Genomic DNA, 15,459 nt, shown 5'->3' on the forward strand with positions numbered 1-15,459 from the left:
TGAACAATGGCTTCATTTGTAATAGAAGGGGGACATCGGCTCTGCGGGGAGATTCATCCGCAAGGTGCCAAAAACGAAGTTTTGCAGATAATCTGTGCCACGTTGCTGACCGCTGAGGAGGTGACGGTGAACAATATACCTGACATTTTGGATGTCAACAACCTCATCCAGCTCCTGCGTGAGATGGGCGTTACCGTTGCAAAGAAAGGCATTGATTCTTATAGCTTTAAAGCCGAAAATGTAGACCTCGCTTATCTCGAAAGCGATGAATTCCTGAAGAAATGTTCCAGCCTGCGCGGTTCCGTGATGCTTATCGGACCGATGGTGGCACGTTTCGGCAAAGCGCTGATTTCCAAACCGGGGGGAGACAAGATAGGCCGTCGCCGACTGGACACCCACTTCGTCGGCATCCAAGCTCTGGGCGCAGATTTCCGCTATGACGAAGAGCGGGGATTCTATGAAATTACCGCCGGCAGGCTCCAAGGCAACTACATGTTGCTGGACGAAGCATCCGTCACCGGAACCGCCAATATCGTGATGGCAGCCGTGCTTGCCAAAGGCACCACCACCATCTACAACGCTGCCTGCGAACCTTACGTGCAGCAGCTCTGCCGCCTTCTCAACCGTATGGGAGCGAAAATCAGCGGCATTGCGTCCAACCTGCTCACCATCGAAGGAGTAGAAGCATTGCACGGCACGCAGCACACCGTATTGCCCGACATGATTGAAGTCGGCAGCTTTATCGGCATGGCAGCCATGACAAAGAGCGAGATAACCATTAAGAATGTTTCTTATGAAAACCTTGGCATCATCCCCGAAAGTTTCCGCCGTCTGGGCATCAAGCTCGAACAAAGGGGAGACGATATCTACGTTCCCGCACAGGAAACCTACGAAATAGAATCCTTTATCGACGGCTCCATTATGACCATAGCGGACGCCACCTGGCCGGGGTTGACCCCCGACTTGCTGAGTGTGATGCTCGTAGTAGCCACACAAGCCAAAGGGAGCGTGCTCATCCATCAGAAAATGTTCGAAAGCCGCCTGTTCTTCGTCGACAAACTCATAGATATGGGTGCGCAAATCATCCTCTGCGACCCTCACCGTGCCGTAGTCATCGGTCACAATCACGGCTTCAAGCTGCGTGGCGCACGCCTGACGTCTCCCGATATTCGTGCCGGTATCGCCCTTCTGATTGCCGCAATGAGCGCCGAAGGAACCAGCACCATTAGTAACATTGAACAAATAGACCGTGGCTATCAAGACATCGAAGGACGTCTGAACGCCATCGGAGCCCGAATCACCCGCATATGATAAAGAAAGAAGAAGTATATAAAATAGGATTATTCAACAAGCCGCACGGCATCCACGGCGAATTGCAGTTCACCTTTACGGACGACATCTTCGACCGTGTGGATTGTGATTATCTTGTCTGTCTGCTCGATGGCATCTTCGTGCCTTTCTTCATCGAAGAATACCGTTTCCGTTCCGACTCCACCGCCTTGGTGAAACTGGAAGGGATAGATACTGCCGAGCGTGCCCGTATGTTCACCAACATAGAGGTTTATTTCCCCGTGGCGCACGCCGAAGAAGCCGAAGACGGCGAATTATCCTGGAATTTCTTTATCGGTTTCCGCATGGAAGACATTCACCACGGCTCCTTGGGCGAAGTGGTGGACGTAGATACAACCACCGTCAACACCCTCTTCGTAGTCGAACAGGAAGACGGCGAAGAACTGTTGGTTCCCGCTCAAGAAGAGTTTATCCTGGGAATAGACCAGGAGCGGAAACTCATCACCGTGGAACTTCCCGAAGGGCTGTTGAACCTGGACGAATTGGAAGCGGATGACACGACTTCCGGATAAAATCAGGTACGGATGACGCGGTTCCCTTGCGAATCTTGATTGACCAAAACCGTGAAATCCGTGTAATCCGTGTCTGGAAACAGCACAAGTCTTTAATTTTAATTTTTAATTTTTTTATAACCCGAGATGCCGAAGAAAAGACGAAGTAAAGCTTTCTGGAAAAATTTCAAGTTCAAGTATAAACTGACGATTGTCAACGAGAATACACTTGAAGAGATTGTGGGGCTTCGTGTATCCAAGCTCAATGGCCTTTCGGTGTTGCTCAGCGTGTTGGCGGTGCTTTTCCTGATTGCTGCCTGCATCATCGCCTTCACTCCTTTACGCAACTACCTTCCGGGCTACATGAACAGTGAAGTCCGTTCCCAAATTGTAGGCAACGCCCTGCGTGTAGACTCTCTGCAAGCGGTTCTCAACCGGCAGAACCTCTACATAATGAACATTCAGGACATCTTCAGCGGCAAGGTCTCCATTGATAGCGTGCAGACGCTCGACTCGCTGACCGCTGTCCGCGAGGATACTTTGATGGAACGCACCAAACGCGAAGAAGAATTCCGCCGCCAGTACGAAGAAAGCGAGAAATACAACCTGACATCCATCACTTCCCAACCGGACGTAACGGGACTCATCCTTTACCGTCCCACCCGTGGAATGATTTCCGGACACTTCAACGCAGAAAAGAAACATTTCGGCACCGACATTGCCGCCAACCCCAACGAAAGTGTGCTGGCTACGATGGACGGAACCGTCATCCTAAGCACATATACCGCCGAAACCGGTTATTTGATTGGAGTTCAGCATAATCTGGACTTGATTTCAATCTACAAGCATTGCGGCTCCCTGCTCAAGAAAGAAGGCGACCGTGTGAAAGGTGGCGAAGCCATCGCCTTGGTAGGCAACAGCGGAACCCTCAGCACAGGACCGCACCTGCATTTCGAACTTTGGTACAAAGGTCATCCGGTGAATCCGGAGAAATATATCGTATTTTGATAATGAATATAGAAACGAATAAAAAGAAGAAACAAATAGCCATCTTAGGCTCTACAGGCTCTATCGGCACACAGGCATTGCAGGTCATTGAGGAACATCCCGACCTGTACGAAGCCTATGCGCTGACAGCCAACAACCGCGTTGAACTTCTCATTGCCCAGGCACGGAAGTTCCAACCGGAAGTAGTCGTGATAGCCAACGAAGCAAAGTATCCCGAACTGAAAGAAGCATTGAGCGACCTGCCCATCAAAGTGTACGCAGGAACCGATGCCATCTGTCAGATTGTAGAAGCCGCACCTATCGACATGGTACTGACGGCCATGGTAGGCTATGCCGGACTGAAACCGACCATCAACGCCATCCGTGCCCGGAAAGCCATTGCGCTGGCAAACAAAGAAACGCTGGTCGTGGCCGGTGAACTGATAAATCAGTTGGCACAGCAATACCGCACACCGATTCTGCCGGTAGATTCCGAACATTCTGCCGTATTCCAGTGTTTGGCAGGAGAGGTAGGCAATCCGATAGAGAAAGTAATACTTACCGCTTCGGGCGGTCCTTTCCGTACTTGCACGTTGGAGCAACTCAAGTCCGTGACCAAGACGCAAGCCTTGAAGCATCCCAACTGGGAGATGGGAGCGAAGATAACCATCGACTCCGCATCCATGATGAACAAAGGCTTTGAGGTGATAGAAGCCAAATGGCTGTTTGGCGTCCAGCCCAGCCAGATTGAAGTAGTGGTGCATCCGCAATCCGTCATTCACTCGATGGTGCAGTTTGAGGATGGTGCGGTGAAAGCACAGTTGGGCATGCCCGATATGCGTCTGCCCATCCAGTACGCTTTCTCTTATCCCGACCGTATCAGTTCCACTTTCGACCGTCTCGATTTTGCCAAGTGCACCAGCCTGACGTTCGAACAGCCCGATACGGAGCGGTTCCGCAACCTCGCCCTGGCTTATGAAGCCATGTACAGAGGCGGCAATATGCCCTGCATCGTCAATGCCGCCAACGAAGTGGTGGTAGCCTCTTTCCTCAAAGACGGCATCAGCTTCCTCGGCATGAGCCACGTGATAGAAAAGACAATGGAACAAGCTATGTTTATAGCCAACCCCACATACGACGACTATGTAGCCACCGACGCAGAAGCACGGAGAATCGCTTCCGAACTGGTGAGTCGGCAAAGTCTCTGAGCAATGATTAGTAATTTGTAAATAGTAAAATAGTAAATAATAAACATGGAAACATTTTTGATTCGTGCCCTGCAATTGATAATGAGCCTTTCGCTGCTCGTCATCATTCATGAAGGCGGGCATTTTCTCTTTGCCCGTTTGTTTAAGGTACGCGTAGAAAAATTCTGCTTATTCTTTGACCCTTGGTTCACTCTATTTAAGTTCAAACCGAAGAAAAGTGATACAGAATATGCCGTAGGCTGGCTGCCACTAGGCGGCTACGTAAAGATAGCCGGTATGATTGACGAGTCGATGGATACCGAACAGATGAAACAGCCCGAACAACCCTGGGAGTTTCGCGCCAAACCGGCGTGGCAACGTCTGCTAATCATGGTAGGCGGCGTACTGTTCAACTTCCTGTTGGCGCTGTTCATCTACTCGATGATTCTGTTCGCCTGGGGCGACCAATATATAAAGGTACAGGAAGCCCCGCTTGGTATGGACTTCAACGAGACAGCCAAGGCAGTCGGCTTCCAGGACGGTGACATACTGCTCTCTGCCGATGGTGCTCCCTTCGAACGTTATGACGGTGATATGTTGAGCCAGATTGCCGATGCCCGTGAAGTAAGCGTGCTCCGCAACGGTGCGAAAGCCTCTGTCTATATTCCCGAAGACCTGATGCAACGCCTGTTGGCAGACAGCGTCCGCTTCGCGTCCTACCGTTTCCCGTATGTTGTAGACAGCGTAATGGTAAACTCTCCTGCCGCACAAGCTGGCATCCTGCCGGGAGACAGCATCATCGCCTTGAACGGAACACCGATTTCTTTCTCCGACTTCAAGCAAACGATGGCGGAACGTAAGAAAAACGAAGCAACTATGCTCAAAGACAGCATCGACCCTCGTCTCATCACCCTTACTTATGTACGTGGCGGCGCAACGGACACCTTGACTATGCGTGTCGACTCCGCCTACATGATGGGTGTAGCCCCCTGTTTCGTCACAGACCGCCTGTTCCCGATGGTGAAAAAAGAATATGCTTTCCTCGAATCCTTTCCCGCAGGTGTTTCCCTTGGCGTGAAGACTTTGAAAGGCTACGTCGGCAATATGAAATATCTCTTCTCCAAAGAAGGAGCCAAGCAACTGGGCGGCTTCGGAACTATCGGAAGCATCTTCCCCGCAACGTGGGACTGGCATCAGTTCTGGTACATGACAGCCTTCCTTTCCATTATCCTGGCTTTCATGAACATTCTGCCTATTCCTGCCTTGGACGGCGGCCATGTGCTCTTCCTCTTCTACGAGATGATAGCCCGTCGCAAACCGAGCGACAAATTCATGGAATACGCCCAGATGACTGGTATGGTTTTACTTTTCGGTCTATTGATTTGGGCAAACTTCAATGATATATTGAGATTCTTCTTCTAGCCTTCTAGAAAATAGGTTTATTCAAGTTTCGCAAGTCGGTATATCCCGCATGGTTTCCCCTCCTTTCAAGAAGCTATGCAGCGTACTTGCGAAACTTTAGTAGGTTTAGGCACGAATTTCACGGTTTTAGCTAATTTAATAACTGAGAACCGTGAAATCCGTGCCTTTCTTATTTTCAATTCAGTTTGTCTGAATTTGTAAGATGCTATTACCTCAACTTCGGAATTACTTTAATTTCAGAATCCGCTGATTGCTGCTACCACGAAATTCCAGGTAAGGAGAAAAGAGCGACTGCTCGAAACGTCCGTCCACCAACACGTCAATGTAAGGAAGAATAGCCTTCAACTGCGGTTCCGCCTGAATCTCCTCATACGTATAACCGGTGTAGCACCACACGTTCATCCCCGTCTCTTCTTTCACACGCTTGGCAAGCAACAGGAACGCTTCCGGATGAAAAAAAGGGTCCCCACCGGAGAAAGTCACCCCGTCCAGCAACGGATTCGCCTGAATCTCTCTGATGATAGATGAAACCTTCTCTTCCGTCAACGGTTCCCCTGCCTTCGGATTCCAACTTTCTGGGTTGTGGCAACCGTGGCAATGATGAGAGCATCCGGCAAGGTAAATAGAATACCGAATGCCTGCACCGTCCACTATTGTTTCGGGATAAGTCCCTAATAAGTTGAGAGTTGAGAGTTGAGGATTGAGAGTTGTCATTGCAAATTAGAATAAGAAACTATAAATAAAAAAGAGAAGGAAGAGTTGAAACTCGAAATAGGATACCATCATCTCTGATTCTACCTTAACTCTCAACTCTCCCTTCTCCACTCTCAACTTCTACAAGTGCTTCACGCGGTCTTTTTCTTCCGCCCGTTTGGCAGAGTTCCAAGAGCTCAGGTCGCCCGTCAGATAACCGGTGATGCGGCGCATACGGAGAATGTTTTCACTTTGGCAGACAGGGCATTTGTCGAAAATCACCCCTTTGTAACCGCAGTTGTGGCAAGTATCTACCGGATGGTTGATAGAGCCGTAGCCGATTCCCTCGTCATGCATCACTTTCACGATTTTGGCGATGGCACGCACATTCTTCTGCGCTTCTCCGTCCAGTTCCACATACGTGATATGTCCGCCACGGGTGATGGCGTGGAAAGGAGCTTCACGCTTGATTTTCTCGACGATGCTGATAGGCTCTTTCACGTCTACGTGGAATGAGTTTACATAATAATCACGGTCTGTCACTCCGGGGATTTTTCCATATTTCCGGCGGTCCATCTTCGTGAAACGTCCAGAAAGTCCCTCGGCAGGAGTAGCCAGTACCGAATAATTCAAGTTATATTTCTCCTTGTATTCGTCCACTACCTTGTTCATTTCCATCACGGCTTCATACAGCGTGTCCCATGCCTTCTGGCTGTGACCGTGCCCTTTACCGTAAAGAGCCACCATCGCATTGTGTCCGCCGATAAAACCGATACCCAACGTACCGCTGCGCAATACATCTCCTACCTGTTCGTTCGGATTCAGTTCGGCACCGCCTTTCCACACGTTGTTTGCCATCATGAACGGGAACTGACGTGCCAGTGCCGTGCGCTGGTATTGGTAACGTTCGTAAAGCTGGTCGGCTACCAAAGCAGCCATATTGTGTACGGATTCGATGAAAATCTCTTTCGCTTTCTGCTCGATAGCATCCGTGTTGCGTTCGTCCTCTATCAGGTTCTCCGCCTTGATACGGGCTTCGATAGCCAGTCTCGGCATGTTCAGCGTGGTGAAAGAAAGATTGCCGCGTCCTAAAGACGATTTTTCTCCCGCCACATTTTCAAACACACGTGTGCGGCAACCCATTGTCGCCAATTCGTAGATGTAACGTTTCGGGTCGTCCGCTTTCCATTTCTCGTTCGTGTTGAAAGGCGTATCGAGGAACATGAAGTTCGGGAACAACGCCTTTGCGGTAGTCTGGCAAGCCTTCAGCAACAAGTCAAAGTTCGGAGCTTCGTAACGGTCTTTCATCGCGTCCTCTATATTCTCCGCTTTCATTGCTTTCTCAAAGTCCTTTTTCGAGTAAGACACCCCGTCCTTCACCTTGAAAATCTGAATCGGGAATACAGGAACCTCGCCCCGTGTGCCCAAGCCCTCGATGGTAGCTTTCAGCAATTCCTCAATCACCATCCGACCTTCGGCAGAAGTATCCGTACCGTAATTGATAGAACTGAACACCACCTGGTTACCGCCGCGTGAGTGCATCGTGTTCAGGTTATGGATAAATCCTTCCATTGCCTGGTGTGTATCCTTGCGGGTCTGCTGGTATGCCTTCTCCGTGATGCGTGCCAAGTGTTCCTTATCTATAATGATTTGCAGGGCTATCAAAGCGATGCGCAGCGTTTCGCGTTCCGCCTCGGTAGACTTGATAGACGGCAGATACTCCTCAATCAACGTGCGGATTGCCTTCTCGTCCGCCTGATTGCCGTTCTCCATCGCCACATAGAAATTGATGAACGAAGCTAGGTGCTTACGGAAAGATTTAGCCACCCCTTTCGCCATGAAGAAGTCGAAAGCAGGAATCGCTTGTCCGCCGTGCTGCTCGTTCTGGTTAGTCTGGAAAATGATAGTCGCCAACGTTGCGTAGCTCTGGATACTTTGCGGGGTACGGATGCTGCCGTTCTTTGTGCGGAAGCCGCGTTCAAAGAGGTCGTCCATGTCATACTGGATGCAAGTCGTCGTCTTGGTCGGATAATAATCCAAGTCATGGATATGAATGTCGCCCAACTGGTGCGCTTCGGCAAAACGTTTCGGCAACAGATATTTATAAGTATAATCTTTGGTCACTTCAGATGCAAAAGTCATCATTTGTCCGGCAGGGGTGTGACTGCTCATGTTGGCGTTGCTCAGGTTGACGTCGTTCTTGTCGATGGCAACGATACCGTCCATCACGTGCTTCATCTGGGTTTTCTTGTCCCGTTCCGTATTCCGCCATTCGCGATAGATGATATACTTCTTCGCTACTTCCGGCCGAACCTTCATCAATGCCTTTTCCACTAAATCCTGAATCTCCTCTACGGTAATCGTAGGAGTGGCAAATTGGCTGATTACATTCATCGTGATGTCAGCCACCAACTGCTGTTCATCCTGAATCCCCGTTGCACTGAATGCCTTGCTGATTGCATTCTTAATCTTACTGATAGAGAAATCTTCTCTTTTACCATCACGTTTGATGATACAAATTTCCGCGTAGTTCATAACTTTAACTCCCGAAAGCTTTAATAAATTAATAATTGAAAATTAAAAATTGAAAAATGAAGAAAGAGAATCCAATAATCATGCAGGCGTTTAGTATAGCCAGTCTTTAATTTTTTAATTCTCAATTCTCAATTTTCAATTCTTTCCGGCAGGTCTTCTGACTTATCCCTCCCTCGCAGCGCCTTCCCACACCTATCGGTGCAGTGGCATAGTGTGCGGATTCACAGAGAATTACAGCAGCGGGTACTGTCGCCGATTTGCACAGCGTTCCCTCATTGACTAAACCTCTTTTTAGCTCCGAAAACGGGTACAAAGATAGAAGATAATCCAATACCCCGGTTAGCTTTTAACATTAAATTTCGGGAAACTTTTCTTTCTTGCTGATACAGAAAGTTTTCCATTTTGGAAAACTTTTTTTTGAATTTAACTTGTGAAGTGTTTGTTTTTCGTCTGTTTCTTTTCTCTAAATCAGACATGAACCGATACGCTTTCCTCTTATGTCAACTGCAAAAGTCGGAAATTATTTTCTTATCTTCTATACAAAAGTGGAAAAAGAATCAATCATTAACACTCTTTTTTTATGTATTGCAACCAATGTTACGGAATAGGGGCAAATACATATCTTCCCAACACGGCTTTCGAGTTTTAATATAGATAAATAAATTACTGTGCAACTTAATTTTAATATGTTTATTATGAAAAAAGACTACGTCGTTTGTCCGTTGAGCGGACGTTCCCTTAGTAAAGGGTCGCGCTTGCGCCGTTTGTCAAATGTAGAAGAAATGCTGGCAAGTACTTATGGACATTTCTTCCGTCAGGTGGAACAACCTTATTCGTGTGTGGAACAGGAGATTCTCACGCGGATTATAAAGTCATTGTCTTCTTTGCTTCAGGGTGATTTGTCCCGTCCTTGCTTTTTTTGCAAGTTTGCAAAGGGTGACCTTGTATTTTGGGGACGGGTGGAATTCTTCAGATTGGAGCTTCCGGCTGAAAATCCTTTTAGTGTTTCTTCCCGTTTGTGCTGTTTGCGTGAGTTGGAAAACAAGTTGAACTGTTATTTCGTGAATGAAGGAAGAAATAAACCTTATTCGTGGAGAGAAATGCAAGTGATTCGGCGCATAAAGAAGAAGTTTGTCCATGAGCTAAGAAACACGTCAAAGTATCATTTATTCAAGGGCACTCATGTTCGTCGTGTTTCTGAAGAGGAACAACTGGAACTGAAGAATCAGAAGACGGATGAAATCCGTTTGAATCATGTATCTATCTGCCATTACAATCCGCTTTCGGAGAAATTCAAGAAGAAGAAAGAAGAGTATCTCAAGGAGATTGAAGAGAAATTTGGGAAATCATGAATTTCTGCTGTGTATGCAATTGGATATGTATTTCGAGTAGGTTGATTTGCTGGAAATAAAAAAAATTACCCTGATATAAATTGATGATTAGTCAACTTATATCAGGGTAGATTATTTAGAATATTAGGACGCTAAGAATCTTTAGAATTTTGCTTTTTCTCTAATTCCTCACGATATATTTTTTTCATATAACTAGTTGCAGACAAAGCCGTAGCACTGCCTGCCCATAATCCAAATAGCAGAAAGAATATGTAACCCAAATACGCATTCATTTCCATGCCAAAAAGATGCAAAATAATTAATATTAAAAAATATCCCCAAAAACTATAGAAAAAGCACAGGTAGGAATAATAACATAAATAATATCTAAATTTAAAATCTTTCATTTTATCTTCTTTTTTATGATAGGTATTATAATCAGTGCTAATAATAATGGTAAAGTAAAAGCTATATCCTTCATAAAAGAAGGCTCATATTCATAGAAAAACAATGAGAACAGTATTTTTATGAAACATAAAATATACAACAAGTTTTGTATACACGTTAGGTATTTACCAATTTTTCCAAAAGACATCATCTAACTTATTTTTAATAGGTTCAAATATATCATAAGCGTTTATTTGTCTAACTTCTGGAGTGCACTTCAATTCGCCCAGACCCGCAATTTCCGGACTGGGAACGTTCTTTATGGGCAGTAATTGTGCCATGCTGCCGAGATTAATACTTACCAAAAGAACAAACGCTAAAAGAAGTCTTTTATTCATATAGTTAATAATATTTGAATTTGAAATAAACCAATAATATTCCCACCATTAAGGATAGCGCGCATATCCACACGGTGAGAATATTACTTTTATTAATCTGTTACATATCTACTTTTTACAGATTCATCGCATTAGCGCCCAAAACGCCTGCTACTGCCGAAGCCACCGCGATGACTACTTTCAGAATCATGTCCCAAAGTCCTTTTTTCATTGCCATAATTTTTACACCTCCTTTCCGATACGTTAAATGGTTGATTACTTCTTTCCTGAAAATTCATCTTTCACCTCAAAGCACGGGCACGCCTTAATCCACTCTTCCGGTTCAATCTCTCCGTTTCCGTTGCGGTCCGGCGATAGGTCGCGGTGTCCGCACACCCGGGAGTCGGGAAACTTCTCTCTCAACCGGTTCACCAATTGCCATAGTGAGGAACATTGTGCCGGTGTCCGTGTGTCTGCCGGGCGTCCCAGGCAGTCCAGTCCGCCTTCATAACAGATACCTATTGAGTGAGCATTCCATCCGCGGACATGTGCGCCGATGCGGTCAATCGGACGGGTGAGATGAACCGTCCCGTCCTTGCGGATATAATAGTGGTATCCTGTCCCGTTGAAGCCACGGCGGCGGTGTTGTAAATCGAGGTCGTCCGGGGTGAGCGAACGGTCGGCGCGTGTGGCGGAACAGTGAATCACGATTAAGTCAATCTTTCTCATAATGGGGCTTGTTGAGTGTTCGTTACCTTGTTACCTGCCGGTCGGTTATGCTGCCGGATCCGGGGTCTCGCCGTCATCACCACCCGGATTCGGGTCGGGATTTCCACCCGGTTTTTCAGGGTCGCTCTTGTCTCCGTCGCTGTTTTCGGGTTTGTATTTGCTGTATTCCAGCGTTTTCAGCGCATTCTTGATTTCCTTACCGGGACGGAAACGGACACGGGCGCCTTTAATCAGTCCTTCTTTCACGTCTTTCGGGATGAGTGCGCCCGAACTGCGCAGCGTGACATAGAACGAACCGAGGCCACCCAGGCGAACGATTTCCGCTTTCTTGAAACTCTCTATCATTTCCGTCTGAAGCGCACGCAGCACGCAGAGCACGTCCGCCCAGTTCACGGTACTCGAACGCTGGATGCGTTCCGCCATCTCGTCGATATCTATCTCGCCGCTCGACTTTGTCAGGGCGTAATACATATCCGGCTTTTCCTTGTCCAGCATGTTTTTACGAAGCACGCTGGTGAATGAAAATACTTTTGCCATAAAATCCTTTAATTTTTAATCGTTAATTATTAATTGTCTTCGAGGCTCATAAGTGGTTCCTTGCTTATGACACTACGAAGGTACGGCAACGGGGATGGGGGATGTCGGTATTTGTCCGTAGGTGTCCGGCATTGTCTGTTATTGTCGGATAATGTCTTTTAATGTCTGTATCTATAAGAAAATAGAGGTTCTATTATTTGACAAATTGGCGGATTCTTACTATCTTTATAGCATTATATAATACTAATAAATAACAATAATGAACACAACGAAAGAAGAGAAAAAATTTGAATTGAGAGCGTATGATAAAGTCGAGCTGGCGTTGCTCTACTGTCCCGGACGTTCGCAAGAAACGGCGATGAAGACGCTGACACGGTGGATTAACGGGTGCGGACAGTTGGTGCAGGCGCTGCGCGATATCGGATACAATTCGCGGCGGCATCGCTTTCTGCGCCAAGAGGTGGAGCAGATAGTCCGCTATCTGGGAGAGCCTTGAGGAAAAAGGCGATAAAAAAACGTCCGTTCGATATAAGCTTGTTTATCCTACCACCCTGTCCTTCGGACATCCCTCTTCCCGAAGGAAGGAAAACCATGCGGACGAAGTGATATCGAACTTACGATAAAAAATGAAGTACTTCTCCCTTCTTCTTTCAGTACATCTTTGGGCTTGAGTCTGTACTTGGTTTGTCCGGTTGTTGTACTTCACTTCGTTGGTTCTACTACTTGTCCGCTGCGGGTCAAGTACTTGGTTTCTGTTCGGCAGGTACGTCTTTATACTACAAAAACGTACATATTAAATACTGTTTTTACCTATCCGTTTTACTGCCACTACTGACAACTGCCAACTATGGGCTTACTTGTCAGTGATTTTTTTGATACGCACATACTTATTGTCTTGTTTATCAATATATTGATTGTCTATTGCATGTTTTAGATATCTACATGCGCTTCTTTCGCTGATGCCAATTTTCTGTGCCTTGTCGATGAATTCTTTGTACGTAAATTTCTTACTAATCTGATTGATTACAGGCCCTATGCGGAAGTAAGATTTCAACGGTTTGGATTTCACCTCATCTCCCGGCAGTGAAGAAGAGAGCAGCAGACTGTGGCTGGTGGTGGTCTTCACAATGCCCATTGCCGCATGGAAATCCTCATCCGAGCAGATATACTCTTTCATCTGCAAAGTTCCTTCACACTTGCGCAGGGCGGTGAGGATACTGGCTATACGCACCACGATTAATGCGGCACGAAGCACGATAGACCCGGGAGCATCGGCCTTTTCGCAGGCTACTTCGTCCAGAAGTTGGGAGAAGTAGGAGGTATGCTCTTCCCATTGGCTGTCGCTCAAGGTGACTTCCGTAGGCGACTGTTGCAGGAATAAGAACATTTCGAGCACTTCACCGCTGAGTTTTTTGAAGAAGGTGTCGTAGTCTTCCTTGCCTTTGATGGGCGCGGCGGAACGGTACTTCCAGCGTGATTCGGCGGTGAGTATGACGAAGCGGCTGTACAGTCCGTTGCCCAAAGAAGGGATGAAGAAAGCAAGCTGGTTGGGGGTGCCGGTGAACGAGAGAGCCAGATGCGGGTCTTCGGCACAGATAATCTGGTCGTCTATCTTGTAGTCCGTTGATACGGGTTCGTGATGGAAGGCGGCGCGGAACACGTCGTCATGATGTCCGCACTTTTGTCTCATGGCACCGGATATCATATCAAGTTCGGAGGCGTTGATGATGAGCCCGAGTTTGCCGTTGGTTTTCAGACGCCTGATTAACTGGTTCTTGGATGTGCTGGGGGCGCCGCAGAGATATAGGTATTCGGGTTTTTCGGGCATGGAAGGGGGAGTGGTGGCGGCAGGCGATGCTCCTCCTTTCTTGCCGGGCTGGTTGGCTTTCTCCCAAGCCTCCAGTTCGCGTTCGTAGGCTTCTTTTTTCTTTTTGTTCTCTCCTTTCAGATAGTTGTTGATGGATTCGGGAAGCCTGCTTGCCAGTGTGAGAAGTCCTTTTCCGGAAGCCGATGAAGCAATGACGAGAAGAAAAATATGAGGGCTGTAGTAACGTTGGTCGAAACTTACGGTTACGTTGGGCATACATCCGCTCAGGTTCGCCAGTATGCCCAGCAGCAGAATGTCGCGTTCGCGGTCGGTGCGGGCGGCTATGAGGGCTCTTTGCAGGAATGAGGGGAGATGCTGGTAAACCTCTGCCGGAATACAGGGTGATGAAGAGCGAAGTTCTTCATCTTTTATTGACAGTTCTTCTTCATCGACAGTGGTATTTTCCGGATAATTCTGCCCATAGTTGGCAGTTGGCAGTGTTGGCAGTAAATTGGGGGTGTTTTTGGGGGCATATGATGAGTCAATGTATTGATATCCAGTGAATAAATCTTTTTGTAATTCTTTCAGGGTATATCCGTTTCCTACAATTTCTACTGCCATAACAGATGTTAATTTTTCAAGTTCCTCTTTTGAAAATCCCTTACGTCGTGCGCTTCTTCCCAAGGCGAGCATGGATTCGTGCCGGTTTCCTTTCTGCCAGGGGTGATATTGGAAGAAGGTGTGGACGAAGGCTTCGATATATCCGCAGGCTTCGGTGAGGGGCGGTATGGGAGAGAACTTGCCGTTGATACCTGTGGGGTAAGGGGTGCTGCTGCCGTTGGCATATGTATATTTGGGGGAGCGGACGAGTTGTGCCAGAGAAGGGTCGGTAGCCAGTTCTTCACGCCAGGGGTACGGTTCGGGAGCAGGGTTGTAGTAAGCGTTGGGGTCCCAGACGCAGGAACAGGGTTGGGTGATGCGGGCGCATTGCTCGTCGCAGGGATGTCCGGCGATGCGTTGCAGCGTTTGCTGGCAGATGGCGTAAGCGAGGGGATACTCTTCGGGGGTGTTGACATCAAGGTAAACGATGATTTTCAGCCCTTCGCCGGAGATGCTGTTGTGGGCGTAGGTCACGTAAGGCAGTTGGCAGAGCAGGTTCTTGATTTCGAGTGTCCGTTGGCCGCAGTGGTCGAGGTCGTACATGGCGAGGCTGCTCATCTTCTCCAGGTTGGCAGCTGCGTGGCTGCAATGAGGGCGGCAGATGCCTTCGACGATGACGACGGGCATTGAGTCTTTGGTCATCTTGGCTTCGTTTTCCCGGTCGGGACGGCCTTTCAGTTTCCGGTACGATTCGGTTTTGGGTTTCCATAGGGGGCTTGTTTCCTGCAGGTAGAGTTCGTGCAGGGTGATGATGGTGGATTCTTTGCTCCACAGGTTGTTGAAAAAAGAAAAAGAGAATTGCTTGCTTTGGGGTTGCGACGATGGGTCGGTTGTTTCCATGATTCGTTGTTTTTATTTATTATGATGTAGTTTGTGAGATAAAGAAAGGAAGATAGTAGTGGCAACACGAGTTTGCATAGAATGGTCGGTTCCTTAAATCGGGGGACAAAAGTAGGAACAATGTAA

General features: G+C 47.5%; 15 protein-coding genes and 1 riboswitch. Of the genes, 7 read left to right on the plus strand and 8 right to left on the minus strand.

Going from position 1 to position 15,459, the window contains the following annotated elements:
* Positions 1-6: 6 nt before the first annotated feature.
* From murA to rseP, 5 genes are all read left to right on the plus strand, one after another.
* Positions 7-1,311 carry a UDP-N-acetylglucosamine 1-carboxyvinyltransferase gene (gene murA, locus CLIN57ABFB40_RS01440; RefSeq protein WP_175628577.1) on the plus strand — a complete coding sequence of 435 codons (1,305 nt, stop codon included), beginning with the start codon at positions 7-9 and terminating at the stop codon, positions 1,309-1,311.
* Positions 1,308-1,862, plus strand: a complete 555-nt coding sequence (gene rimM / locus CLIN57ABFB40_RS01445; RefSeq protein ID WP_175628578.1) for a ribosome maturation factor RimM — start codon at positions 1,308-1,310, stop codon at positions 1,860-1,862. Before murA ends, rimM begins: the two co-directional genes overlap by 4 nt.
* A 126-nt stretch (positions 1,863-1,988) precedes the next feature.
* The gene (locus CLIN57ABFB40_RS01450; protein ID WP_175628579.1) at positions 1,989-2,849 is read left to right on the plus strand and encodes a M23 family metallopeptidase; all 861 of its coding nucleotides are present in this window, start codon (positions 1,989-1,991) and stop codon (positions 2,847-2,849) included.
* A gap of 2 nt (positions 2,850-2,851) precedes the next feature.
* Positions 2,852-4,036: a 1-deoxy-D-xylulose-5-phosphate reductoisomerase gene (locus CLIN57ABFB40_RS01455; RefSeq protein ID WP_175628580.1), complete on the plus strand. Its 1,185-nt coding sequence runs from the start codon at positions 2,852-2,854 to the stop codon at positions 4,034-4,036.
* Positions 4,037-4,081: 45 nt separating this feature from the next.
* Entirely contained in the window at positions 4,082-5,437 is a 1,356-nt protein-coding gene (gene rseP, locus CLIN57ABFB40_RS01460; protein WP_175628581.1) for an RIP metalloprotease RseP, read from the plus strand.
* Positions 5,438-5,662: 225 nt separating this feature from the next.
* Here the strand turns inward: rseP and nrdG are convergent, their stop codons facing one another.
* Complete coding sequence (gene nrdG, locus CLIN57ABFB40_RS01465) at positions 5,663-6,151, minus strand: anaerobic ribonucleoside-triphosphate reductase activating protein (protein WP_175628582.1); 489 nt, start codon at positions 6,149-6,151, stop codon at positions 5,663-5,665.
* A gap of 120 nt (positions 6,152-6,271) precedes the next feature.
* Positions 6,272-8,665 carry an anaerobic ribonucleoside triphosphate reductase gene (locus CLIN57ABFB40_RS01470; protein ID WP_175628583.1) on the minus strand — a complete coding sequence of 798 codons (2,394 nt, stop codon included), beginning with the start codon at positions 8,663-8,665 and terminating at the stop codon, positions 6,272-6,274.
* 129 nt (positions 8,666-8,794) lie between these two features.
* Positions 8,795-8,982, minus strand: a riboswitch (cobalamin riboswitch).
* A 378-nt stretch (positions 8,983-9,360) separates the two neighbouring features.
* Between CLIN57ABFB40_RS01470 and CLIN57ABFB40_RS01475 the strand changes: the two genes are divergently transcribed.
* Positions 9,361-10,017 (plus strand): hypothetical protein, encoded by a 657-nt coding sequence (locus tag CLIN57ABFB40_RS01475; protein WP_175628584.1) that lies wholly within the window; start codon positions 9,361-9,363, stop codon positions 10,015-10,017.
* A gap of 131 nt (positions 10,018-10,148) precedes the next feature.
* On the opposite strand, the gene CLIN57ABFB40_RS01480 is transcribed toward CLIN57ABFB40_RS01475, so the two are convergent.
* The 5 genes from CLIN57ABFB40_RS01480 to CLIN57ABFB40_RS01500 form a co-directional block, all read right to left on the minus strand.
* Positions 10,149-10,403, minus strand: coding sequence for a hypothetical protein (locus tag CLIN57ABFB40_RS01480; RefSeq protein WP_175628585.1), 255 nt, complete (start codon positions 10,401-10,403; stop codon positions 10,149-10,151).
* 165 nt (positions 10,404-10,568) lie between these two features.
* The gene (locus CLIN57ABFB40_RS01485; RefSeq protein ID WP_175628586.1) at positions 10,569-10,781 is read right to left on the minus strand and encodes a hypothetical protein; all 213 of its coding nucleotides are present in this window, start codon (positions 10,779-10,781) and stop codon (positions 10,569-10,571) included.
* A gap of 115 nt (positions 10,782-10,896) precedes the next feature.
* Positions 10,897-10,992: a smalltalk protein gene (locus tag CLIN57ABFB40_RS01490; RefSeq protein ID WP_022138898.1), complete on the minus strand. Its 96-nt coding sequence runs from the start codon at positions 10,990-10,992 to the stop codon at positions 10,897-10,899.
* 44 nt (positions 10,993-11,036) lie between these two features.
* On the minus strand, positions 11,037-11,489 hold the full coding sequence (locus tag CLIN57ABFB40_RS01495) for an N-acetylmuramoyl-L-alanine amidase (protein WP_175628587.1): 453 nt from the start codon (positions 11,487-11,489) through the stop codon (positions 11,037-11,039).
* 45 nt (positions 11,490-11,534) lie between these two features.
* Positions 11,535-12,026, minus strand: coding sequence for an HU family DNA-binding protein (locus CLIN57ABFB40_RS01500; protein WP_022138896.1), 492 nt, complete (start codon positions 12,024-12,026; stop codon positions 11,535-11,537).
* Between the two features lie 259 nt (positions 12,027-12,285).
* Here CLIN57ABFB40_RS01500 and CLIN57ABFB40_RS01505 point away from each other — a divergent pair, with 259 nt between their 5' ends.
* Positions 12,286-12,522, plus strand: a complete 237-nt coding sequence (locus tag CLIN57ABFB40_RS01505; protein ID WP_175628588.1) for a DUF4248 domain-containing protein — start codon at positions 12,286-12,288, stop codon at positions 12,520-12,522.
* 357 nt (positions 12,523-12,879) lie between these two features.
* Here the strand turns inward: CLIN57ABFB40_RS01505 and CLIN57ABFB40_RS01510 are convergent, their stop codons facing one another.
* Positions 12,880-15,333, minus strand: coding sequence for a DUF3987 domain-containing protein (locus CLIN57ABFB40_RS01510; protein WP_175628589.1), 2,454 nt, complete (start codon positions 15,331-15,333; stop codon positions 12,880-12,882).
* Positions 15,334-15,459: the final 126 nt, after the last annotated feature.

Origin of the sequence: Bacteroides acidifaciens (assembly GCF_903181435.1) — a bacterium.
Taxonomy (GTDB): Bacteria; Bacteroidota; Bacteroidia; order Bacteroidales; family Bacteroidaceae; genus Bacteroides.